12 protein-coding genes are annotated in these 16,902 nt (G+C 51.7%); 3 read left to right on the top strand and 9 right to left on the bottom strand.

Going from position 1 to position 16,902, the window contains the following annotated elements:
* Nucleotides 1-20: 20 nt before the first annotated feature.
* From AC5JLP_RS12830 to cobG, 7 genes are all read right to left on the bottom strand, one after another.
* Nucleotides 21-1,013 (bottom strand): vitamin K epoxide reductase family protein, encoded by a 993-nt coding sequence (locus AC5JLP_RS12830; RefSeq protein WP_496068303.1) that lies wholly within the window; start codon nt 1,011-1,013, stop codon nt 21-23.
* A gap of 165 nt (nt 1,014-1,178) precedes the next feature.
* A complete protein-coding gene (cobJ, locus tag AC5JLP_RS12825; protein WP_496068302.1) occupies nt 1,179-2,558 on the bottom strand; it encodes a precorrin-3B C(17)-methyltransferase in 1,380 nt (459 codons plus the stop codon).
* Nucleotides 2,555-3,298, bottom strand: coding sequence for a Uma2 family endonuclease (locus AC5JLP_RS12820; RefSeq protein WP_496068301.1), 744 nt, complete (start codon nt 3,296-3,298; stop codon nt 2,555-2,557). Before AC5JLP_RS12820 ends, cobJ begins: the two co-directional genes overlap by 4 nt.
* 48 nt (nt 3,299-3,346) lie before the next feature.
* Nucleotides 3,347-4,267, bottom strand: a complete 921-nt coding sequence (locus tag AC5JLP_RS12815) for a precorrin-2 C(20)-methyltransferase (RefSeq protein ID WP_496068300.1) — start codon at nt 4,265-4,267, stop codon at nt 3,347-3,349.
* The gene (locus AC5JLP_RS12810) at nt 4,264-4,893 is read right to left on the bottom strand and encodes a precorrin-8X methylmutase (RefSeq protein WP_496068299.1); all 630 of its coding nucleotides are present in this window, start codon (nt 4,891-4,893) and stop codon (nt 4,264-4,266) included. Before AC5JLP_RS12810 ends, AC5JLP_RS12815 begins: the two co-directional genes overlap by 4 nt.
* Nucleotides 4,886-5,578: an SAM-dependent methyltransferase gene (locus AC5JLP_RS12805; protein ID WP_496068298.1), complete on the bottom strand. Its 693-nt coding sequence runs from the start codon at nt 5,576-5,578 to the stop codon at nt 4,886-4,888. The genes AC5JLP_RS12810 and AC5JLP_RS12805 overlap by 8 nt, the downstream gene beginning before the upstream one ends.
* Before the next feature lie 11 nt (nt 5,579-5,589).
* A complete protein-coding gene (cobG, locus tag AC5JLP_RS12800; protein WP_496068297.1) occupies nt 5,590-7,059 on the bottom strand; it encodes a precorrin-3B synthase in 1,470 nt (489 codons plus the stop codon).
* Between the two features lie 432 nt (nt 7,060-7,491).
* On the opposite strand from cobG, the gene cbiE reads away from it, so the two are divergent.
* Together cbiE and AC5JLP_RS12790 are read left to right on the top strand one after the other, a co-directional pair.
* Entirely contained in the window at nt 7,492-8,697 is a 1,206-nt protein-coding gene (cbiE, locus tag AC5JLP_RS12795; RefSeq protein WP_496068296.1) for a precorrin-6y C5,15-methyltransferase (decarboxylating) subunit CbiE, read from the top strand.
* A gap of 34 nt (nt 8,698-8,731) precedes the next feature.
* Entirely contained in the window at nt 8,732-9,250 is a 519-nt protein-coding gene (locus tag AC5JLP_RS12790; protein WP_496068295.1) for a glutathione peroxidase, read from the top strand.
* Between the two features lie 61 nt (nt 9,251-9,311).
* Here AC5JLP_RS12790 and AC5JLP_RS12785 read toward each other — a convergent pair whose 3' ends face one another.
* Nucleotides 9,312-9,503, bottom strand: coding sequence for a hypothetical protein (locus tag AC5JLP_RS12785; protein WP_496068294.1), 192 nt, complete (start codon nt 9,501-9,503; stop codon nt 9,312-9,314).
* Nucleotides 9,504-10,007: 504 nt separating this feature from the next.
* On the opposite strand from AC5JLP_RS12785, the gene AC5JLP_RS12780 reads away from it, so the two are divergent.
* Nucleotides 10,008-15,308, top strand: a complete 5,301-nt coding sequence (locus AC5JLP_RS12780) for an nSTAND1 domain-containing NTPase (protein WP_496068293.1) — start codon at nt 10,008-10,010, stop codon at nt 15,306-15,308.
* Between the two features lie 55 nt (nt 15,309-15,363).
* On the opposite strand, the gene gnd is transcribed toward AC5JLP_RS12780, so the two are convergent.
* Nucleotides 15,364-16,875, bottom strand: a complete 1,512-nt coding sequence (gene gnd / locus AC5JLP_RS12775) for an NADP-dependent phosphogluconate dehydrogenase (RefSeq protein WP_496068292.1) — start codon at nt 16,873-16,875, stop codon at nt 15,364-15,366.
* Nucleotides 16,876-16,902: the final 27 nt, after the last annotated feature.

Raw genomic sequence — 16,902 nt, 5'->3', positions numbered from 1 at the left:
CGATCGCAGTAGGAATGGCGCTAAAAACGGTTCTTAAAGTTTTGCGGCCCCTGATAACCCGATTGGGTGGCTAACTCTTGTAAGGTTTCTTGCCCAGAGTAAAACTTACCGTTGATCTCCCAGGTGGGGAAGCCAAACGGTTTCCCGGTTTCTTTTTCGACCTTAACCGCAGTCTCCTGACACACAGCAGTCTGCGAATCCTTCCCATCAGGAGCGCACTCGACAAACGGTAGATCCTTTAGTGCTTCAGTGCCAAAGATTTTCTTCTGCTCGTAGCAATGAGGGCACCAGTAGGCGCTATACATCTTTGCGCCAATCTTCTTCAAATGGCGTGCAAGCTGGATCTCTGCGTCACCAGACGTATCTTGCACCGTAAAAAAGACCTGACCGCTACCAGAGGTGATGTTGTACGCACCTGCAACTGCTTTACCAACAGGAGCATAGAGCGCCAGCGTACCGACCAGCGTAACCATCCCAACAATGATGCCCGTGAAAAAGAGTTGTCCAATATCGTCCCAAGCGCGACCCAGAAGCGTAAGTACAAAAAGAGTTGTAGCAAAAATCGCTGATGCCACACAGTAATAGCAGATGCCCTGAGCGCCATATGGGATGACAAACTTGGTGAACATGATGCTCATGAGGTAGCCGCTGAAGACCAGCATCGCCGTTGATCCGATAAACAGCAGCAGCCACGTCCAATTTTCCAGGTTCGATCGGAGTTCCTTCTGTTGGTCGCTTGGAACTGCCAGGGGGGCAAGGGCAAAAACCGCCATGCCGATGTAAGCCAACAACCCAAACAACGCCAGTGGTAAACCAAAGACAGTGGCATAGGCACTGGAAAGCACCTGCTCACAGCCTCCACTGGGACAAGCCGTAGCGCCATTCGTCAGCTTGGTAATGGTCAGGTAAGCGGTATTGAGAATACCGAGAATGGCAACTCCACCGATGAGCGGACGCGACCAGCGCTGAATCCAGGGAGCGGTGCGACGACGATTGGCAAGACTCTTAGACATAAGACATCCTCAAAACCCAGCAGTTCTCCTGGACGTAGCAGCAGTACCCTACCATTTTGCCCCATGAGACTTCCGATCGTATAGCAATTCTGGGGAAGCGGAGGGAGCAGGGGAAGCAGGAGAGCCAGGGAAGCAGATCAAACTTTAGCCTTTAGCCTTCATCCCTTATCCCTCATAGTGGCGTGGCGTGTAGACCCAAACCCCACCATCTGATCGCTCTATCATGCGTGTTTTGCTAGAACCAATGAGCAATACCGTTCGCATATCGGCATCGGTTGAGGCTAGTTCTGCAAGGGGTTTGACGTGGACTGATTGACCCGATCGCCCAAGATTGCGAGCCAGAACCACAGGCGTTTCGGGCGATCGCCATTGCATCAAAATTTCTTTTGCCTTGTCCAGTTGCCACGTTCGCTGTTTGGAAACAGGATTATAGAACGTGATCGCAAAATCAGCTTGAGCGGCGAAAGCAATGCGTTGCTCAATCACTGACCAGGGTTTGAGAATGTCGGAAAGGGAAATGGCACAGAAGTCATGACCCAGGGGAGCGCCGATCGCGGCGGCGGCGGCTTGCATCGCGGAAATTCCAGGTGCAACATGAATGTCAATCGTTTCCCAGGTGGGGTTGGCTTCACGATCGATCACTTCAAATACGGCACTTGCCATCGCATAAATACCCGGATCGCCCGAAGAGACGACTGCGACCGATCGACCTTCGGCGGCAAGATCCAGCGCTTGACGGGCCCGATCGAGTTCTACCCGATTATCCGATTCGTGCCGTTTTCCTTGAGCAAAGGTGCCCACTAAATCTAAGTAGGTTTTGTAACCGACTAAATCTGTGGCGGCTTGCAGAATGGCTTTGGTTTCTGGTGACATCCACTCAGCGGCTCCGGGGCCTGTTCCCACGATCGCCAACTTGCCTCGCACTGAAACAGGTTGATAGATCAGATGGGTGGCGCTACCCGTGCTAGCGTGATCGGTTACTTCGATCGTGTGTGTACTCTCTGGACGAAAAGGAAGATTGCTTTCACTCAACCAGGGCGCATCACCGATGAGCGTTACGGTGGCTCCAGCAATGAGATCAGACGTAAAGGCTTTGGCATGGTTGGGATTGATGAGCCGATAGCCAGATGGTGGGGCTTCCAAGACCACGTTGAAGCGGAGTTGTCCGGTAGCGGTGATGGCGGCTCTGGTTTTCAGCGCATGGGCGATCGCGGTTGCCAATTCATTCGCACCTGTTAAGCCACCCAAAAGCGGCACGACAGCGCTTCCATCTTCTGCAACGGCAATGACAGGAGGTTCGGCTCGTTTGTCGGTGAGTAGGGAAGCCAGCGATCGGATCAGGATTCCTGCTGCACAAATGCCAATAAGCGGCGTGCCGTTGCTAAAGAGTTCTCGTACTGTGTCGCCAAATTTGGTGTAGGACACATCGACCGTTTGCGTGCGCTCGGCTAATCCATAAATCGTAGTGATGGGTAGGGCTGTTTGGATTTGCCGCGCGATCGCCGTGCTGCTCTCGCTGAGAATGATGACAACGGGTGGCTTCATTGCGGTCGATCGTTGGCTTGCGTCGTTTTGCTCCGGAGCGCTTCAAGTTGCTGGACAAACGCTTGATGCTCTGCGGTTTCAATGCCTGTTTGCAAGACGGCTAAGACCGATCGCATGTCGCCCTGCAACATCGCTGCCACGTTTAACCACAAGCCTGGAAACACCTGACTGTGAATGATACCCTCGTCATCGGGCGCTAACGAAACGTAATCGCCATCCTGTCGCTGAAACCAATCAATCTTCTGGTCAAACACCTGCCAAACGATGTATTCCTGCACGCCATTTCGCCGATAAGCACGTTTTTTATCGCTCAGGTCAATGGCGGCACTACTCGCAGCAACCTCTACAACTAGTTCAGTTGCGCCTTCTAGGTAACCATCCTCACTCAATGATGAGCATCCACCACTTTCCTGGCTGATCAACAACACGCCATCTGGTTGCGGCTCATTGTCGATATCCAAACGCATCGTTGGCTCAATGCCCATTTGAACGTAAGGTGTAGCAGCCTGATAAACACCCAACCAGGTAATTAATCGTCCGTGTGGTTCAGCATGAGGTCTAAAACGTAACGGCGATGCCATATAGACGACTCCTTCAACGAGTTCGGCTTTTCTCACTTCGGGCATGGCGTTATAGCGACGCTCAAATTCAGGGCGGGTCAAGCGATCACCATTCTCCAGCGGTGGTAACGCCAGTCCTTTTAACTGAGAAGCAGCCGTTTGAGGGAGAGAAGAAGTCATAGCAACAGTCCCATTTGGGGGGCAGAAGTGATTCTATTATCGGCAATTTCACTGTGGTCGCGTCTCGCTGGGAATGAGAATGAGCGCCCAGTAAGGAACGTCAACCGGATTCATGGCAGCGATCGGGCGAATTTGCTGGTTTGGCATGGTGGCACGTTCAATGTACAGCGCTCGTGAGAGCAAACCCAGTTCATCCAAAATGATGCGAACTTTGGCGAAGTGTCTACCCAGTTTGATAATGATGGCCGCGTCCGCAACAGCGAGGCGATCGCGCAAGGTTGCTTCATCCAGCGTGGCAGGCATGATGCTTAGCACATCATTGCGGTAGGTAAGAGGTGCACCCAGCATAGCCGCACTGGCAAAGGTTGAAGAAATCCCCGGCACCACCTCAGTTTCAAAGCGTCCAGCAAGACGATTGAAGATGTACATAAACGAGCCGTACAGCATGGGATCACCTTCACATAACACGGCCACATCCCGTCCGGCGGTCAGGTGTTGGGCAATGGCTTCAGCGCCAGTGTCATAGTACGGCTGCGACGATCGCTCCACGCTAAACGGAAGCGGCATGGGCACTTCAATTTGCTCTGGGCGAATAAAGTCAGCCACGATCGCCCGTGCCAGCACCTTGCCACTTTCCATCATGGGATAGGCAATGACAGGCACCGAGGTCAAAATGCGATGAGCCTTGAGCGTCAAAAGTTCTGGGTCGCCAGGGCCAATGCCTAAGCCGTAGAGTTTGCCGAGGGGTGGGAGAGTGGGGAGTCGGGAGTCGGGAGTTGGGGAAGAGAGTTTTGAGTTTTGAGTTTTGAGTTTTGAATTTTGAGTTACCTCCTCTGCCTCCCCTGCTCCCCTTGCTGCTTCTGCTGCCTCAACTTTCTCAACTTCCCCTGCTCTCTCTGCTCCCCTTACTCCCCCTGCTCCCTCTGCCTTCTGCCCTCTGCCCTCTGCCCTCTGCCTTTCCGCTGTCATAATTCATTCTCCTTTGCTAACGCATTCACGGCTGCGGCTGCCATTGCACTCCCACCCCGACGACCCTGAAGGGTCAAAAAAGGAACGTCTCTGCTGTCTTTTGCAAGAGCGGCTTTGGATTCGGCGGCACCCACAAAGCCAACGGGAAAGCCCAAGATCAGTGCGGGTTTGGATGCGCCTTCATCCAACAATTCCAACAAACGAAAGAGCGCGGTGGGGGCGTTGCCGATCGCCACGATCGCCCCTGCCAAGTGGGGTTTCCACAGTTCCAACGCTGCCGCTGATCGCGTGTTTTGGATTTGTTGAGCGATCGTGGTCACTTGTGGGTCATTCAACGTACAAAGCACCACATTGTTGGCAGGCAAGCGTTTACGAGTAACCCCGTTTGCCACCATTTGAGCGTCACAGAGAATGGGTGCACCGTTGCGTAATGCCGATCGTCCAGCCTCCGCTGCGTTCAGGGAAAACGCTAAATCCTGCACAATATCCGTCATGCCACAGGAATGGATCAGCCTCACGGCCACAGTTTCTAGTGCCGCAGGTAGGTGTGACAAATTTGCCTCTGCTCGAATGATGGCAAACGAGTGCTGATAAATTTCGTTGCCATCTCGAATGTAGTCAATCATGCTCATGTTTCGTTGTAATGATTAGCATTTCATTCCCACCTTTTTGTAATTCGTAAGGCACTGTTTTGATGGCTAACCGATAGCCTTCGGTCAAGGTTTCTATGACTGGATCAAGGTGGGGCGATCGCTCACGCATCAGCGTCAAGAGCGGAAAAATTCGCACTTCCTGGCTGACTCTAAGCATCTCTCGAATTGAATCTAGATGAAATTGATAGTCGAGTTGTTCCGAATAAAGGAATAAGAAATGAGAACACAACGCAAGCTCAAAGGCTCGATCGAGAAACGCCAGTTTGGGCAATGCGTCAATTAAGTACCGTCCTTCTGCTTTGCCAGTCTCATAGTCACTCAAAAAAGTATAAATGGCCTGAACGCGATTTTTGCGTAGGTTGTCAGGCGACTGGTGATATGTCCAAACCCAGTCATTTGGAGAAGCTTTTACCTGATGAATAATGTCATCGATAACAGCATTAAAACGAGACAAAATTTCAGCAACACCAAACTGGTAGACAGGGTCAATAGAGGTCACGGTATACCCTAATTTTGTTGCCCCCGCGTTAAAGCTAGCAGGCCCATCACCTACGCCAAGAATGCGTTTGCTTAAATCAGCATCCGTCAGGTTAAACATTCTGATGTATTCATCCAGCGATCGACCAAAGGGTACGATCGTCTCTAGTTTCATTGCCATAGCTGCCTCGCTTAAGATACCACTTGAGCAATGTTAAATAATTGCTTTAGTTCCGCGATCTCGTGGCGATTCACAAAGGCTCTAAAGGTTTCATTTGGATGAAATCGTTTTGCTTGATAGGTGCGAATTATTTGCTCAATGACAGTAGGCAACTGCGTAAAAGTACAGGTTTTATCGAGCGATCGACCAAATTTTGAGCCATCATCTCCAACATAAATCTGATAGGTTGCCTCACCTTCTTGTGCAATACCCAGTAAGGCTATATCGCTAGTGTGATGCTGAGCGCAAGACTTTTCACAACCGCTGAAATGAATGTTAATTGAACGATCGAGCGTTAAATGTTCTGCCAAATGATTTGCCAAAGTTAGCGCATTTTCTTGGGTGTCAGTAGCCGATGCTTTACAGCCTGAAAGCCCCGAACAAGCTACGATCGCGCTATGAGGATGAGTTGCAGAAACATACAATCCAAGCTGTTCAATTTCTGCCTGTACGGCGGCAACTTTTGGCGTTGGGATATCAGTCAGCAGCAAGTTTTGCCAGGGCGTTAAACGAAGAATACCATTGCTATAACGTGCTGCAAGTGTTGTTAATTCACGCCATTGCTGCGTCTCCAAACGACCCAGTGGAAGCACTACACCCATGTAGGAAAAGCCCGCTTGACGTTGGGAATGAACCCCTAAATGTTGATAGTGATTGAGCAGCAAGGTATTAGCAGGCGATTCACTTCTTTGCCAAGAAAACGGAAGACGATCGACAACTTGTTGCAGAAATAGCTCTACACCCCAATCATGCAAAAGGTCTCGTAAGCGTGGTTTACGCTGTTTTTCTATCTTCAGCACTTGCTCTGTGTAATCGCAGTAAATCTCTGCTATTGCTGATAATAACGGCAAACTTTCTTGCGGTTTAACCAGCACACCAACATCACAAGGCGCGTCCCCACGATCGCCCAAATTCAAATGAAGGCGGAACAAAATTTCGTGGTCGATCGCTTCTGCCACCAAACTGATGTCGTTCGGACGATCGCGGACTGAAACCGCTTCACCACCGTCAAAGCACACGCTAAACTTTGGTGACAGCACCGCAAAATCGGGACGAGTGGTTAAATACTCATTCCAGGCCGCAATCAAAGGGCGGGTATCTAACAACTGCTGGCGATCGATACCTGCGGTGGGGCTACCCATAATATTGCGAAGGGCATCCACCGCCGCGATCGGAGACGCTAAGCCTACTGCTTGTAGATGTTCTAGCGCTTCGATCGACACATCAGCTTGAAGCCCACGGATTTGGATATTGGCGCGATTCGTAACTTCAACAAAACCACTATCCGCATCATCAGCAAGAGCCGCGATCGCCTCGCACTGGGCCACGTTCAGCAAACCGCCCGGTATTCTCAGGCGAACCAGTAGCCCATCTTGCGCGATCGATGGAACAAACAAACCAGGACAGATTGCCGATTTTGAGAGGGCAACGTTTGAAGACAAACCCTTACTCCTTCCCCGTGCGACGCAGGGAGTAGACAACGGTATCCCACAGATACCACCTAGTCGGCATTCTGACTTGAAAAGGCTAAAGGCTAAAGGCTAAAAACTAAAGGTAAAACTTATCCTTTAGCGTTGATCCTTCATCCTTTACTTCGTCCTTTCGCTTCACAGTTGCGGCACAGTACCGGAATCACACCGGACTTTCCCGACTCCAGGCTTTCGTAACTTAGCATGAGAAAGCAGGCAAGACGTGAGATGCCAATTTTTGTAATGAGCGGTCAGCGATCAGCAGGAGTGGAGAGTTTTGAGTTTTGAGTTAATTCTGACTCCTGACTCCTGACTTCTAACTCCTGTCCCCTGTCCCCTGCCCCCTCTGCTTCCTCTACCCCTCCACCTTCTGACCGCTAGTTATCTCGTAGATGATTGATGTATATGACTCAGAAGTGGCTTGCGATCATAGGCATTGGCGAAGATGGATTAGCTGGACTCAGCCCGATCGCCCGTTCTCTCATTAACCAAGCTGAAGTCTTGGTAGGTGGCGATCGCCATCTTGCCATGCTGCCAGAGGACGATCGCGAACGTGTGGTTTGGACATCGCCCATCCACCACTCGGTTGAAGAAATTCTGCATCGTCAGGGGCAAGCGGTTTGTGTGCTGGCAAGCGGTGACCCTCTTTGTTACGGCATCGGCGTCACGCTACTGCGCCATATTCCGATCGCCGAAATGACCATTGTTCCAGCACCCTCAACGTTTAGCCTCGCCTGTGCCCAGCTTGGTTGGTCGCTCACGGAGGTCGAAACGGTTAGCCTGTGCGGTCGATCGCCTGCCCTGCTGCATCCCTATCTCTACCCCAAGGCCAAACTTTTAATTTTGAGCGAAGGGAAACAAACGCCCGCGATCGTGGCTGCATTATTGACTCAATGTGGCTTTGGCAACAGCGCAATGACTGTTTTAGAACGAATGGGTAGCAAATACGAACGGCACATTACAAGCCTTGCTGCAACATGGCAGGAAATGGCTTTAGCGGATCTCAACGCGATCGCGGTTGAATGCGTCCCCGATCCAGGCATCCCACTGCTGCCACGAACACCAGGACTGCCAGATAATGCTTATCACCATGATGGACAACTAACCAAGCGCGAAGTACGAGCCATCACCCTATCGGCACTAGCTCCGACACCAGGAGAACTGCTGTGGGACGTGGGCGCAGGCTGTGGGTCGATCGCCATCGAATGGATGCGGAGCCATCCCCGCTGCCGCGCGATCGCGATTGAGAAAGCCAGAACCCAGTATATTGCCGATAACGCGACTGCCCTTGGTACCCCGGGATTGCACATCGTTGATGGCAAAGCGCCCGATGCGCTCAACAATTTACCCAGTCCCAATGCGATCTTCATTGGTGGTGGTGTGACAACAGCAGGGTTGCTGGAGAGTTGCTGGACTGCATTGAAACCGGGTGGACGGCTCGTTGCTAATGTCGTCACGATCGAGGGAGAACGCCTGCTTTTTCAGTGGTATGACAAGGTGGGCGGAACCTTCACCCGCATTGCCATTCAACGGGCAGAACCTGTTGGACGGTTTTTAGGCTGGCGATCGCTCGCACCCGTCACGCAGTGGACAGTGGTAAAGTTAGAGTGAAGATATCGTTGCGTTTTGTTAAGAACTTATCGTTATGACCACCACCAAGCCCCAATCGCTCTACGACTTTACTGCCACCAGCCTTGAAGGCAAACCCATCAATTTGAGTACCTATCGAGACAAGGTGCTGTTGATTGTGAATACCGCTAGCCAGTGCGGCTTTACGCCTCAGTACAAGGGGCTTCAGTCGCTTTACGATCGGTACGCTAGTCAGAGCTTTGAGGTTCTAGGCTTTCCTTGTAACCAGTTTGGGCAGCAAGAACCAGGTAGCACCAGTGAAATCCAGTCCTTCTGCGAAATGCGCTTTGGCGTGACGTTTCCCCTCTTTCAAAAAATCGACGTGAATGGTCAAAACGCTCATCCATTGTTCAAATATCTGACAAAAGCAGCTCCAGGCATTTTGGGTACGGAAGCGATTAAGTGGAACTTCACGAAATTTCTAGTTGACCGCGCGGGCAATGTCGTTCACCGCTACTCTTCGTTAACCAAACCCGAAGACATGGAGAACGCCATTCAAACTCTGTTGCGTGCAGAGTTTCCAGTGCTCAAATAAGTGACTGCCATATCGCAATGCTCAGGCAACGGCGGTGCAACCTCGATCCCAACGCGCAACCTCACGTGCCTGGAAAACGCTGTAATGCAAGGTGAGCAAGCGATCGCTGAGAGGATGTCTGAAACGTTGCGATCGCCTCGCGCAAAGGCATGGCATGCGGCAACCCGCCCCCGTAAAACTCGAAGCATCGTTGCCCGTAGCTTGCTTCCCGCAGGGTATGCCGCGCCCATGCAACTCTTGGATAATGAGCCATACCTTTTAAGACATCCTCTGAAAGCTTTATTCAGTTCACTAGATCTTACATTTCATCAGGCTCACCTCTTAACCGATCTAAGGGATCTAAAAAATCACCCTTAGGGGTGTTACCCCCTTGTACACTTGCCACAAACTTCATTACGTTTGAATTAATAAGAGATAGTTTGAATTCTAAGATTTTCTGAGTGCTAATGGATAGGAATTGCTTTGGTAAGGGACTTTCAGGTTTTGTTCCTATTAGTTAAAGGGAAATCTAAGCCATCTGGCGTAGGTTTTTCTCAGCCATAAAAGTAGATTTTACTCGCTAACTTCTCCCTTCTACGATCGATTAACGGCTGACAGTAAGAGCTCGGTTCACGCTCCCTGTGGCTGTTTCTAAACGACGTTTTGTGTTGTTCCTGGCGATGTTTTCGGTGCGCTAAAGGCACTGTTTGCTTGTTCCTAAAACTGTTGAGCACATCATTTATCCTCACGGCTACTAACCGTGGGGGAAGGTTTAATCATGTCACGCGATGCTCTCATTGTCGGCATTAGTACGTATCAGTGGTTGCCAGGGCTAAGCGCTCCCTCCCACGATGCTGAGGCGATCGCTCAGCGACTGCAAACGGATGGCGATTTTCGGGTTGTCCGCATGCCGGAAATTGTTCAGGCGGGTCAGTCCAGAATTGGCTTCAAAACCCAGGTTACTGTAGCTGAACTGGAAGCGGCACTGGTAAAGCTGTTTAAACCGAAGGGCACCAACATCCCTCAAACAGCACTCTTTTACTTTTCGGGGCACGGACTGCAAAAAGATGCGGGTGTCCAGGAAGGCTTCTTAGCAACCAGTGATGCAAATCCGAGTGCCAGCTTTTATGGGCTATCGCTCTTTTGGCTACGACGACTTTTGCAGGAAAGCCCTGTGCGGCAGCGTATCATCCTGCTTGATTGCTGCCACAGTGGTGAGTTGCTGAACTTTTTGGAGGCTGATCCGGGTGCTCGCTCAGGCACCGATCGCTTGTTTATGGCAGCATCGCGGGAATATGAAGCGGCCTACGAATCGATGATCGGTAAGTACAGCGTGTTTACTCAGGCGCTGTTGGATGGGCTAGATCCGTCTCGCATGGTGAACGGTACGGTAACGAACTATGCGTTGACTGATTGGGTGAGCAACGCGCTCAAGCGTGAAATGCAGCAACCGCTGTTTGAAAATTCTGGCAGTGAGATTCTGCTTACCCGTGGACAGGGTGCGCCTGCGATCATCAAAACAGAGCTTGTGCAGGATGTTTGTCCGTACCGGGGGTTGGAGTTTTTTGATGAAGCCCATGCTGAGTACTTTTTTGGACGCGAGGATCTGACCGATCAGCTCATTGAAAAGCTGAGAGTGGGCAATTTTGCCGCTGTGGTGGGAGCGTCTGGCAGTGGAAAATCGTCGCTGGTGCGTGCTGGCTTAATTCATACCCTGCGTCAGGGCAAAAAGTTTTCGGGTAGCGATCGCTGGCGCATTCAGTTAATTAGCCCCACCGAGCAGCCGCTGAAAAGCTTGGCTACGGCCTTCGTCAATCCCAAAGATTCGGCGGTCGATCGTGCTGAGCAACTGAGGCGGGCAGAAACGCTGTTGCGCGATGGTGGCACTGGCTTGTCTCATCTCGTTCGCGCCAGTTTAATGTCTGCCAAGCATGGTAGAAATTCGCGGCTCTTGCTGATCATTGATCAATTTGAGGAAGTCTTTACCCTTTGCCAGGGCACTCAAGCAGAGCGCGATCGTCAAAGCTTTTTTAACAGTCTTGTGACGGCCTTGCGGGAAATTGGGGATTGCTTCAGCGTGGTCGTGGTGCTGCGGGCCGATTTTTTCGGCAAATATTCTCTCTACAATGGCCTGGCTGAGCAAATTGAGCAGCATCTGGTGACAGTTACCCCTCTTACCTATCAACAGATCAAAGCGTCGATCGTTAAACCGGCTGAAAAAGCAGGCATTGTCTGTGAGCCTAACCTGGTTTACAACATTTTACTTGACGTTGTGGGCGCACCTGGAGAACTCCCGCTCTTGCAATACACGCTGCTTGAACTGTGGCAGCAACGACAACCTGGCCCAGACGGTGGGCCAGCGCACTTGACGCTAGATGCCTACAATGAGCTGGGTGGCGTGCGAGGTACTTTGCAGAAGCGGGCAAATGATACTTTTTACAGCCTGACCCATGAAGAACAGCGCGTCGCTAAGCGGATTTTTATTGCACTAACGCAGATTGGTGATGGCACGGAAGATACGCGCCGTCGCATCACCAAATCAGAGCTTGTCAGTCCGTGGTTTCCAGTCGAACTGGTTGAACGAGTCCTGGAAAAGCTAGTGACTGCCAAGCTTGTTGTCACGAACCGCCTGATTTCGACCTGTAGCCGCCAAGATCAATCAGTGCAGCGGTTTGCCAATGTATCTACAGCTCTACGGTTTGCTCAGATGCGTCGGGGTAAACGCCTGCAAGAGCTTTCTGACTACGATCCCTCGCCTTCTTTGGTGCTGGATGACAGCTCTAACTTCAACATTATTGGTATCACGCAGCGATCGCCAAACGATTTGGCTGATTTGGTAACGGGTCAACTTTGTCATAGCGATTATCAAGAAACCGTAGATGTCGCTCACGAAGCGCTGATCCGGAACTGGGCACTACTGCGAACCTGGCTAGATGAAAACCGGGAGTTACTCCAACGGCAGCGACGGATGGAGCATGCAGCAAAAGAGTGGTACGCCGCTGAAGAATCGCGATCGCCCGAATATTTGCTGCACGGCGATCGCCTTACAGAGGCTGAAGATTATTTGATTGCCTATCCTGATGAACTGTCAGCGTTGGCACAGCGGTACATTGCGGTGAGCCGTGAGGAAAATCGCCGCACTCAGAAAGAACGCCGCCTTCTGCAATTGACTGTCCCTTGTACCCTATTGGTGGCATTAGTAGTTACGTTTAGCCAGTATCGAGCGGTGGTCACAAGCCAAGCGGAGAAAGACTATCAACTGCAAATTTCAACGTCTCGAGAACAGGCCGCGGTGGCGCAATCAATTTTGCAAGAGCCGGAGAGTGACCCAACGACTGCTTTACTTATCAGTCGGCTAGCGGCTGAAAAAGGTGGCCATACCTATGAGGCTCAGGCAAGTTTGCGAGCGGCGTTACAGCGCTTGAGGTTGCAGTTTAGCTTAAAAGGGTCTCAAGGAGCCATTCATCACATTGCGTTTAGCCCTAACCAGCGCTACCTGGCTACCGCCGGTAATGATGGTACCGTGATGCTCTGGTCGCTGGAAACGCAACGAGTAGAGAAGGTATTTTCGTGGCATGGCGACAGCAATCAGCCAGCGGTGCAACCTGCAACGCTAACGCCCGCAACGCCGATTGCAGGGATCGCTTTTAGCCCTAATGGCACTCAACTGGCGGCGATCGCTCAAAATTCTACCGATGTCAAGGTATGGGATGTTGCCTCAAGCAAGCGCGTCTTGACGTTGAGTGGCTTTAAAGTACCAGTCAGCCGACTGGCCTTTGCCCCTCGTGGCGGATGGCTTGCCGCTAGTGCTGGCAGTGAGGTACGGGTTTGGGATGCAAATAGTGGTCGATCGCGTGCCACGCTTCATCATGCGGCTCCTGTCACTGCCCTGAGCTTTAACCCTAACAATCAAACCCTGTTGACAGCCAGCGGCACCTTGGCGCAACTTTGGCAAGTAAGCAATTGGCAACGTCGCGTCCTCTTACGTCATGCGGCTTCTGTCAGCAGCGCTACGTTCAGTCCAGATGGTCAGTTGATTGCTACAGCGAGTGATGATGGCAATGCGCGGCTCTGGCTCAGCCACACCGGACAGTTACGTCGCGCTTTGATCATGGCGAATAGGGGAGGTGCTCAAGACCGCAGCCAGTTGCGACAGCCAATTAGACAAGCTGTGCAACCGCTAAAGCAGGTGTTATTTAGCCCGAATGGACGCTTTCTTGCGGCCGCTACGGCAAAGCAAGTGCAGCTCTGGAGTGTAGCTACGGGGCAACCCTGGCAACAATTTAAAGCAGATGGTGAGCTAAAGAGCGACGCGTATCCTGAGCCGCATACGGTGCCCCAGGATGACGGGACTGATCGCTTTGCCTTTAGCCCCGATAGCCGTCAGCTGGTGGTGGTGGGCCACGGATTAGGGGACGATCGTTCGCTTGCGGTTGCTCGCCTGTGGGATGTGCAGTCTGGAGGGCTTTTAAGTAGTTTAAATGGTCATTCAGGAGCGATCGAGGCTGTGCAGTTTAGCGGCGATAACTCCTTGCTTGCGACCGCTAGTGCAGATGGGGCAACTCGCTTATGGGCAACTGAACCAGGCAGTGAATTTCCGCTATTGAAGATGAACAATCGTCCGATTCAGTGGGCGGCTTTTCGTCAGCTGCCAACCCAAGAACCAGCTAAGTCTATTCCTTCGATGACGCTTGCACGTTCTAGCCTACTACCGTCTGCATCACGGACTACGTCAGTAGAACGTTTTGGGGGCATGGTGACAGTTGCCGTCGATGGTACTTTGCAAACCTGGAACCCGACTACCGCGATGATGCGGCCGGATGAGGCTGAGCGTGTTATGTCTGAGCCAGCAGATCAACTATGGAGACCAGCGCGTCTAGCCGGAAAAAAGCTATTTAACTTCTTGAATTTCTTAGGGTCCTCAAACGACTCAACGCGATCGCTCCAACGCTCTCCTGTTTCGCCAACATCAATGCTTTATAATCAGCTGCCAGTGCCCGCAGCTAGCTCAGCTTTGCCTTCATCTGCGGTCAATCCGGTGCTTTTAGTGAGCCAGGTTGGTTCAACCACGGCAAACAAATTTCCACCAGATGAGGCGGAATTGGTTCGTAATTCTGAATGGTTACGTCGCAACCTTTCGTCTGACGCTAAGCTTGCCAGCGTTGCCTTTAGCGTTGATGCTCAGGTGCTAGCGACTGCTGCCAACGGCATTGTAGAAATTTGGCAAGCCCCAACCAACCAACCGCTGAAGCACATCAGTCGCCTTGATGCCATACCACCCTCATTCGCAACTGCATCAGGTTTGCCCAAGCAGACGGTATTGAGCAAACGCCCATTGGTTCGTCAGCTTGCCTTCAGTCCTGATGGCAGAACCCTCTTAGGTGTGGGCAATGATCAAACAATCTACGTGTGGGATGTGTCCTCTAGGAAGCTGCTCCAGCGGTTGCAGGGGCACGAAGACATCATTGAGCAGGCGCAGTTTAGCCCCGATAGTCAGCGAGTGTTAAGCGCCAGCCGCGATCGCACCGCACGCATTTGGCATATTGGGTCTGGCAAGCTAATGGCGACACTTTATCACCGGGATGTGATTAGTAGCGCCCACTTTAGCCCTGATGGACAACTGGTTGCGATCTCAAGCTGGGATGGCACTGCCAGAATTCTCGATGCAGCCACGGGTGCTTTACGAGTTGTGATGACGGGTCATCGGGAGGCGGTACTAGATGCTGAGTTCAGCCCTGATGCCGCGACGTTAGTAACGGCTAGTGCAGATGGCACGATCCGTCTGTGGGATGCAAAAACAGGTACGGAACAGGCGCTATTACGTTCTGCTGAATCGGGAGTCACGCCAGAACAAATTCAACAAGCCTTTTTCAGCCCTGATGGCCGCTATGTTGCAAGCCTCAATACGCATGGGCAGCTTTACCTTTGGGCTGCTACTTGGGACGAACTGCTGGCGATCGCGCGCGATCGTACCCTGCGACAGCTCAAACCAGAAGAATGTTTGCGCTATTTACGCTTGTCCCCCAATGCTTGTCCTGCTTTAGAAGAAATGCCGAGTGAACGCGAGGATAAGGCATAGAAAAGGGCGCACTCAAAGACTGAGAACGCCCTCTTGCTGAATGCGATCGCAAACTTTAGCTGCGTGTTTCAACTTCTTGCTTTTGCACCTCAGCCGCTGATGGCTGGCGCTGGTCTTCTAAGACCGTATCCGGCGTTTGCTTCTGAACTGATTCGTCCGGCTTCATCCATTCAGTGTGGAAGACACCTTCTTTATCGGTGCGGAGATAGGTATGGGCACCAAAGTAATCGCGCTGTGCCTGGGTGAGGTTTTGCGGCAAGCGATCGCGGCGATAGCTGTCAAAATAATCTAATGACGCACTAAACGCGGGTACCGGAATGCCTACCTTAGCCGCCGTTGCAATCACCTCACGCCAAGCTTCCTGACGATCCAGAATGGTTTGCTTGAATTCAGGAGCCAGTAGCAAGTTTGGCAGCGAGGGATTCTCGTCAAAGGCGTGCTTGATCTTGTTCAAAAAACGTGCCCGAATGATGCAGCCGCCTTTCCAAATCCGAGCACATTCACCCAGATCCAGTTTAAAGCCGTAGGTTTCAGATGCTTTGCTCAGCAGCGCCATCCCTTGAGCGTAAGAACACATTTTGGAGCAGTAGAGGGCATCTCTCACCTTCGTGACAAAGGCTTTTTTATCTCCCTCAAATTTTGCGGTGGGACCCGGCAGCACTTTCGATGCTTCTACCCGTTCCTCTTTGTAGGACGAGATGATGCGAGAGTTGACCGCTGCAATAATGGTGGGGATCGACACTCCAAGCTCTAGTGCATCGGCAACCGTCCATCGCCCAGTGCCTTTCTGCCCAGCCGCATCCAGGATCAACTCAACCAGAGGGGTATCTGTATCCGGATCGATTTTCTTGAAGATATCGGCGGTAATTTCAATCAAATACGAGTCGAGTTCATCAGTGGTGTTCCACTGAGCAAAGACTTCATGCAGTTCCTCTGCGTTAAGCCCCAAAACGCTCTTGAGAAGGTCGTATGCTTCGGCAATGAGCTGCATATCGCCGTACTCAATGCCGTTATGCACCATTTTGACGTAGTGACCAGCCCCACCGGGACCAATATAGGTGACGCAGGGGCCATCATCGACTTGAGCAGCAATCTTTGTCAGGATGGGTTCAAGGTAGCGATAGGCTTGCTCTGTGCCACCAGGCATTAAGCTGGGACCATTGAGTGCACCTTCTTCCCCACCACTTACCCCCATGCCAATGAAGGTGAATTTGGCTGATTCCAAATCTTTCGCGCGGCGTTCCGTATCGGTAAACAGAGAATTGCCACCGTCAATGAGGATGTCGCCTTCGTCCAAAAGAGGCTTTAGCTGCTCGATCGTGGCATCAACAGGAGCACCTGCCTTAACCATAATCAGGATCTTGCGGGGACGCTCTAAGGCCGCCACAAATTCCTCTAAGGAATAAGCTGCTACAGCGTTTTTGCCCACGGCGCGTTGCGACATAAAGGCATCTGTCTTTTCACGACTGCGGTTGTAGACAGCGATCGGGAACCCGTTACGCTCGACGTTTAGCGCCAGGTTTTCGCCCATCACCGCCAGACCAATTACACCAAAGCTTTGTGCCATAAGAATTCTTTGCCTAACTCTGCAAGT

The organism is Stenomitos rutilans (genome assembly GCF_059505485.1).
This window is presented reverse-complemented; position numbering and strand designations above follow the sequence as displayed.

What these genes read in the sequence shown, in the direction of transcription:
- AC5JLP_RS12830 (WP_496068303.1), bottom strand. Translation starts at nt 1,013, where the DNA reads ATGTCTAAGAGTCTTGCCAATCGTCGTCGCACCGCTCCCTGGATTCAG.
- cobJ (WP_496068302.1), bottom strand. Translation starts at nt 2,558, where the DNA reads ATGAAGCCACCCGTTGTCATCATTCTCAGCGAGAGCAGCACGGCGATC.
- AC5JLP_RS12820 (WP_496068301.1), bottom strand. Translation starts at nt 3,298, where the DNA reads ATGACTTCTTCTCTCCCTCAAACGGCTGCTTCTCAGTTAAAAGGACTG.
- AC5JLP_RS12815 (WP_496068300.1), bottom strand. Translation starts at nt 4,267, where the DNA reads ATGACAGCGGAAAGGCAGAGGGCAGAGGGCAGAGGGCAGAAGGCAGAG.
- AC5JLP_RS12810 (WP_496068299.1), bottom strand. Translation starts at nt 4,893, where the DNA reads ATGATTGACTACATTCGAGATGGCAACGAAATTTATCAGCACTCGTTT.
- AC5JLP_RS12805 (WP_496068298.1), bottom strand. Translation starts at nt 5,578, where the DNA reads ATGGCAATGAAACTAGAGACGATCGTACCCTTTGGTCGATCGCTGGAT.
- cbiE (WP_496068296.1), top strand. Translation starts at nt 7,492, where the DNA reads ATGACTCAGAAGTGGCTTGCGATCATAGGCATTGGCGAAGATGGATTA.
- AC5JLP_RS12790 (WP_496068295.1), top strand. Translation starts at nt 8,732, where the DNA reads ATGACCACCACCAAGCCCCAATCGCTCTACGACTTTACTGCCACCAGC.
- AC5JLP_RS12785 (WP_496068294.1), bottom strand. Translation starts at nt 9,503, where the DNA reads ATGGCTCATTATCCAAGAGTTGCATGGGCGCGGCATACCCTGCGGGAA.
- AC5JLP_RS12780 (WP_496068293.1), top strand. Translation starts at nt 10,008, where the DNA reads ATGTCACGCGATGCTCTCATTGTCGGCATTAGTACGTATCAGTGGTTG.
- gnd (WP_496068292.1), bottom strand. Translation starts at nt 16,875, where the DNA reads ATGGCACAAAGCTTTGGTGTAATTGGTCTGGCGGTGATGGGCGAAAAC.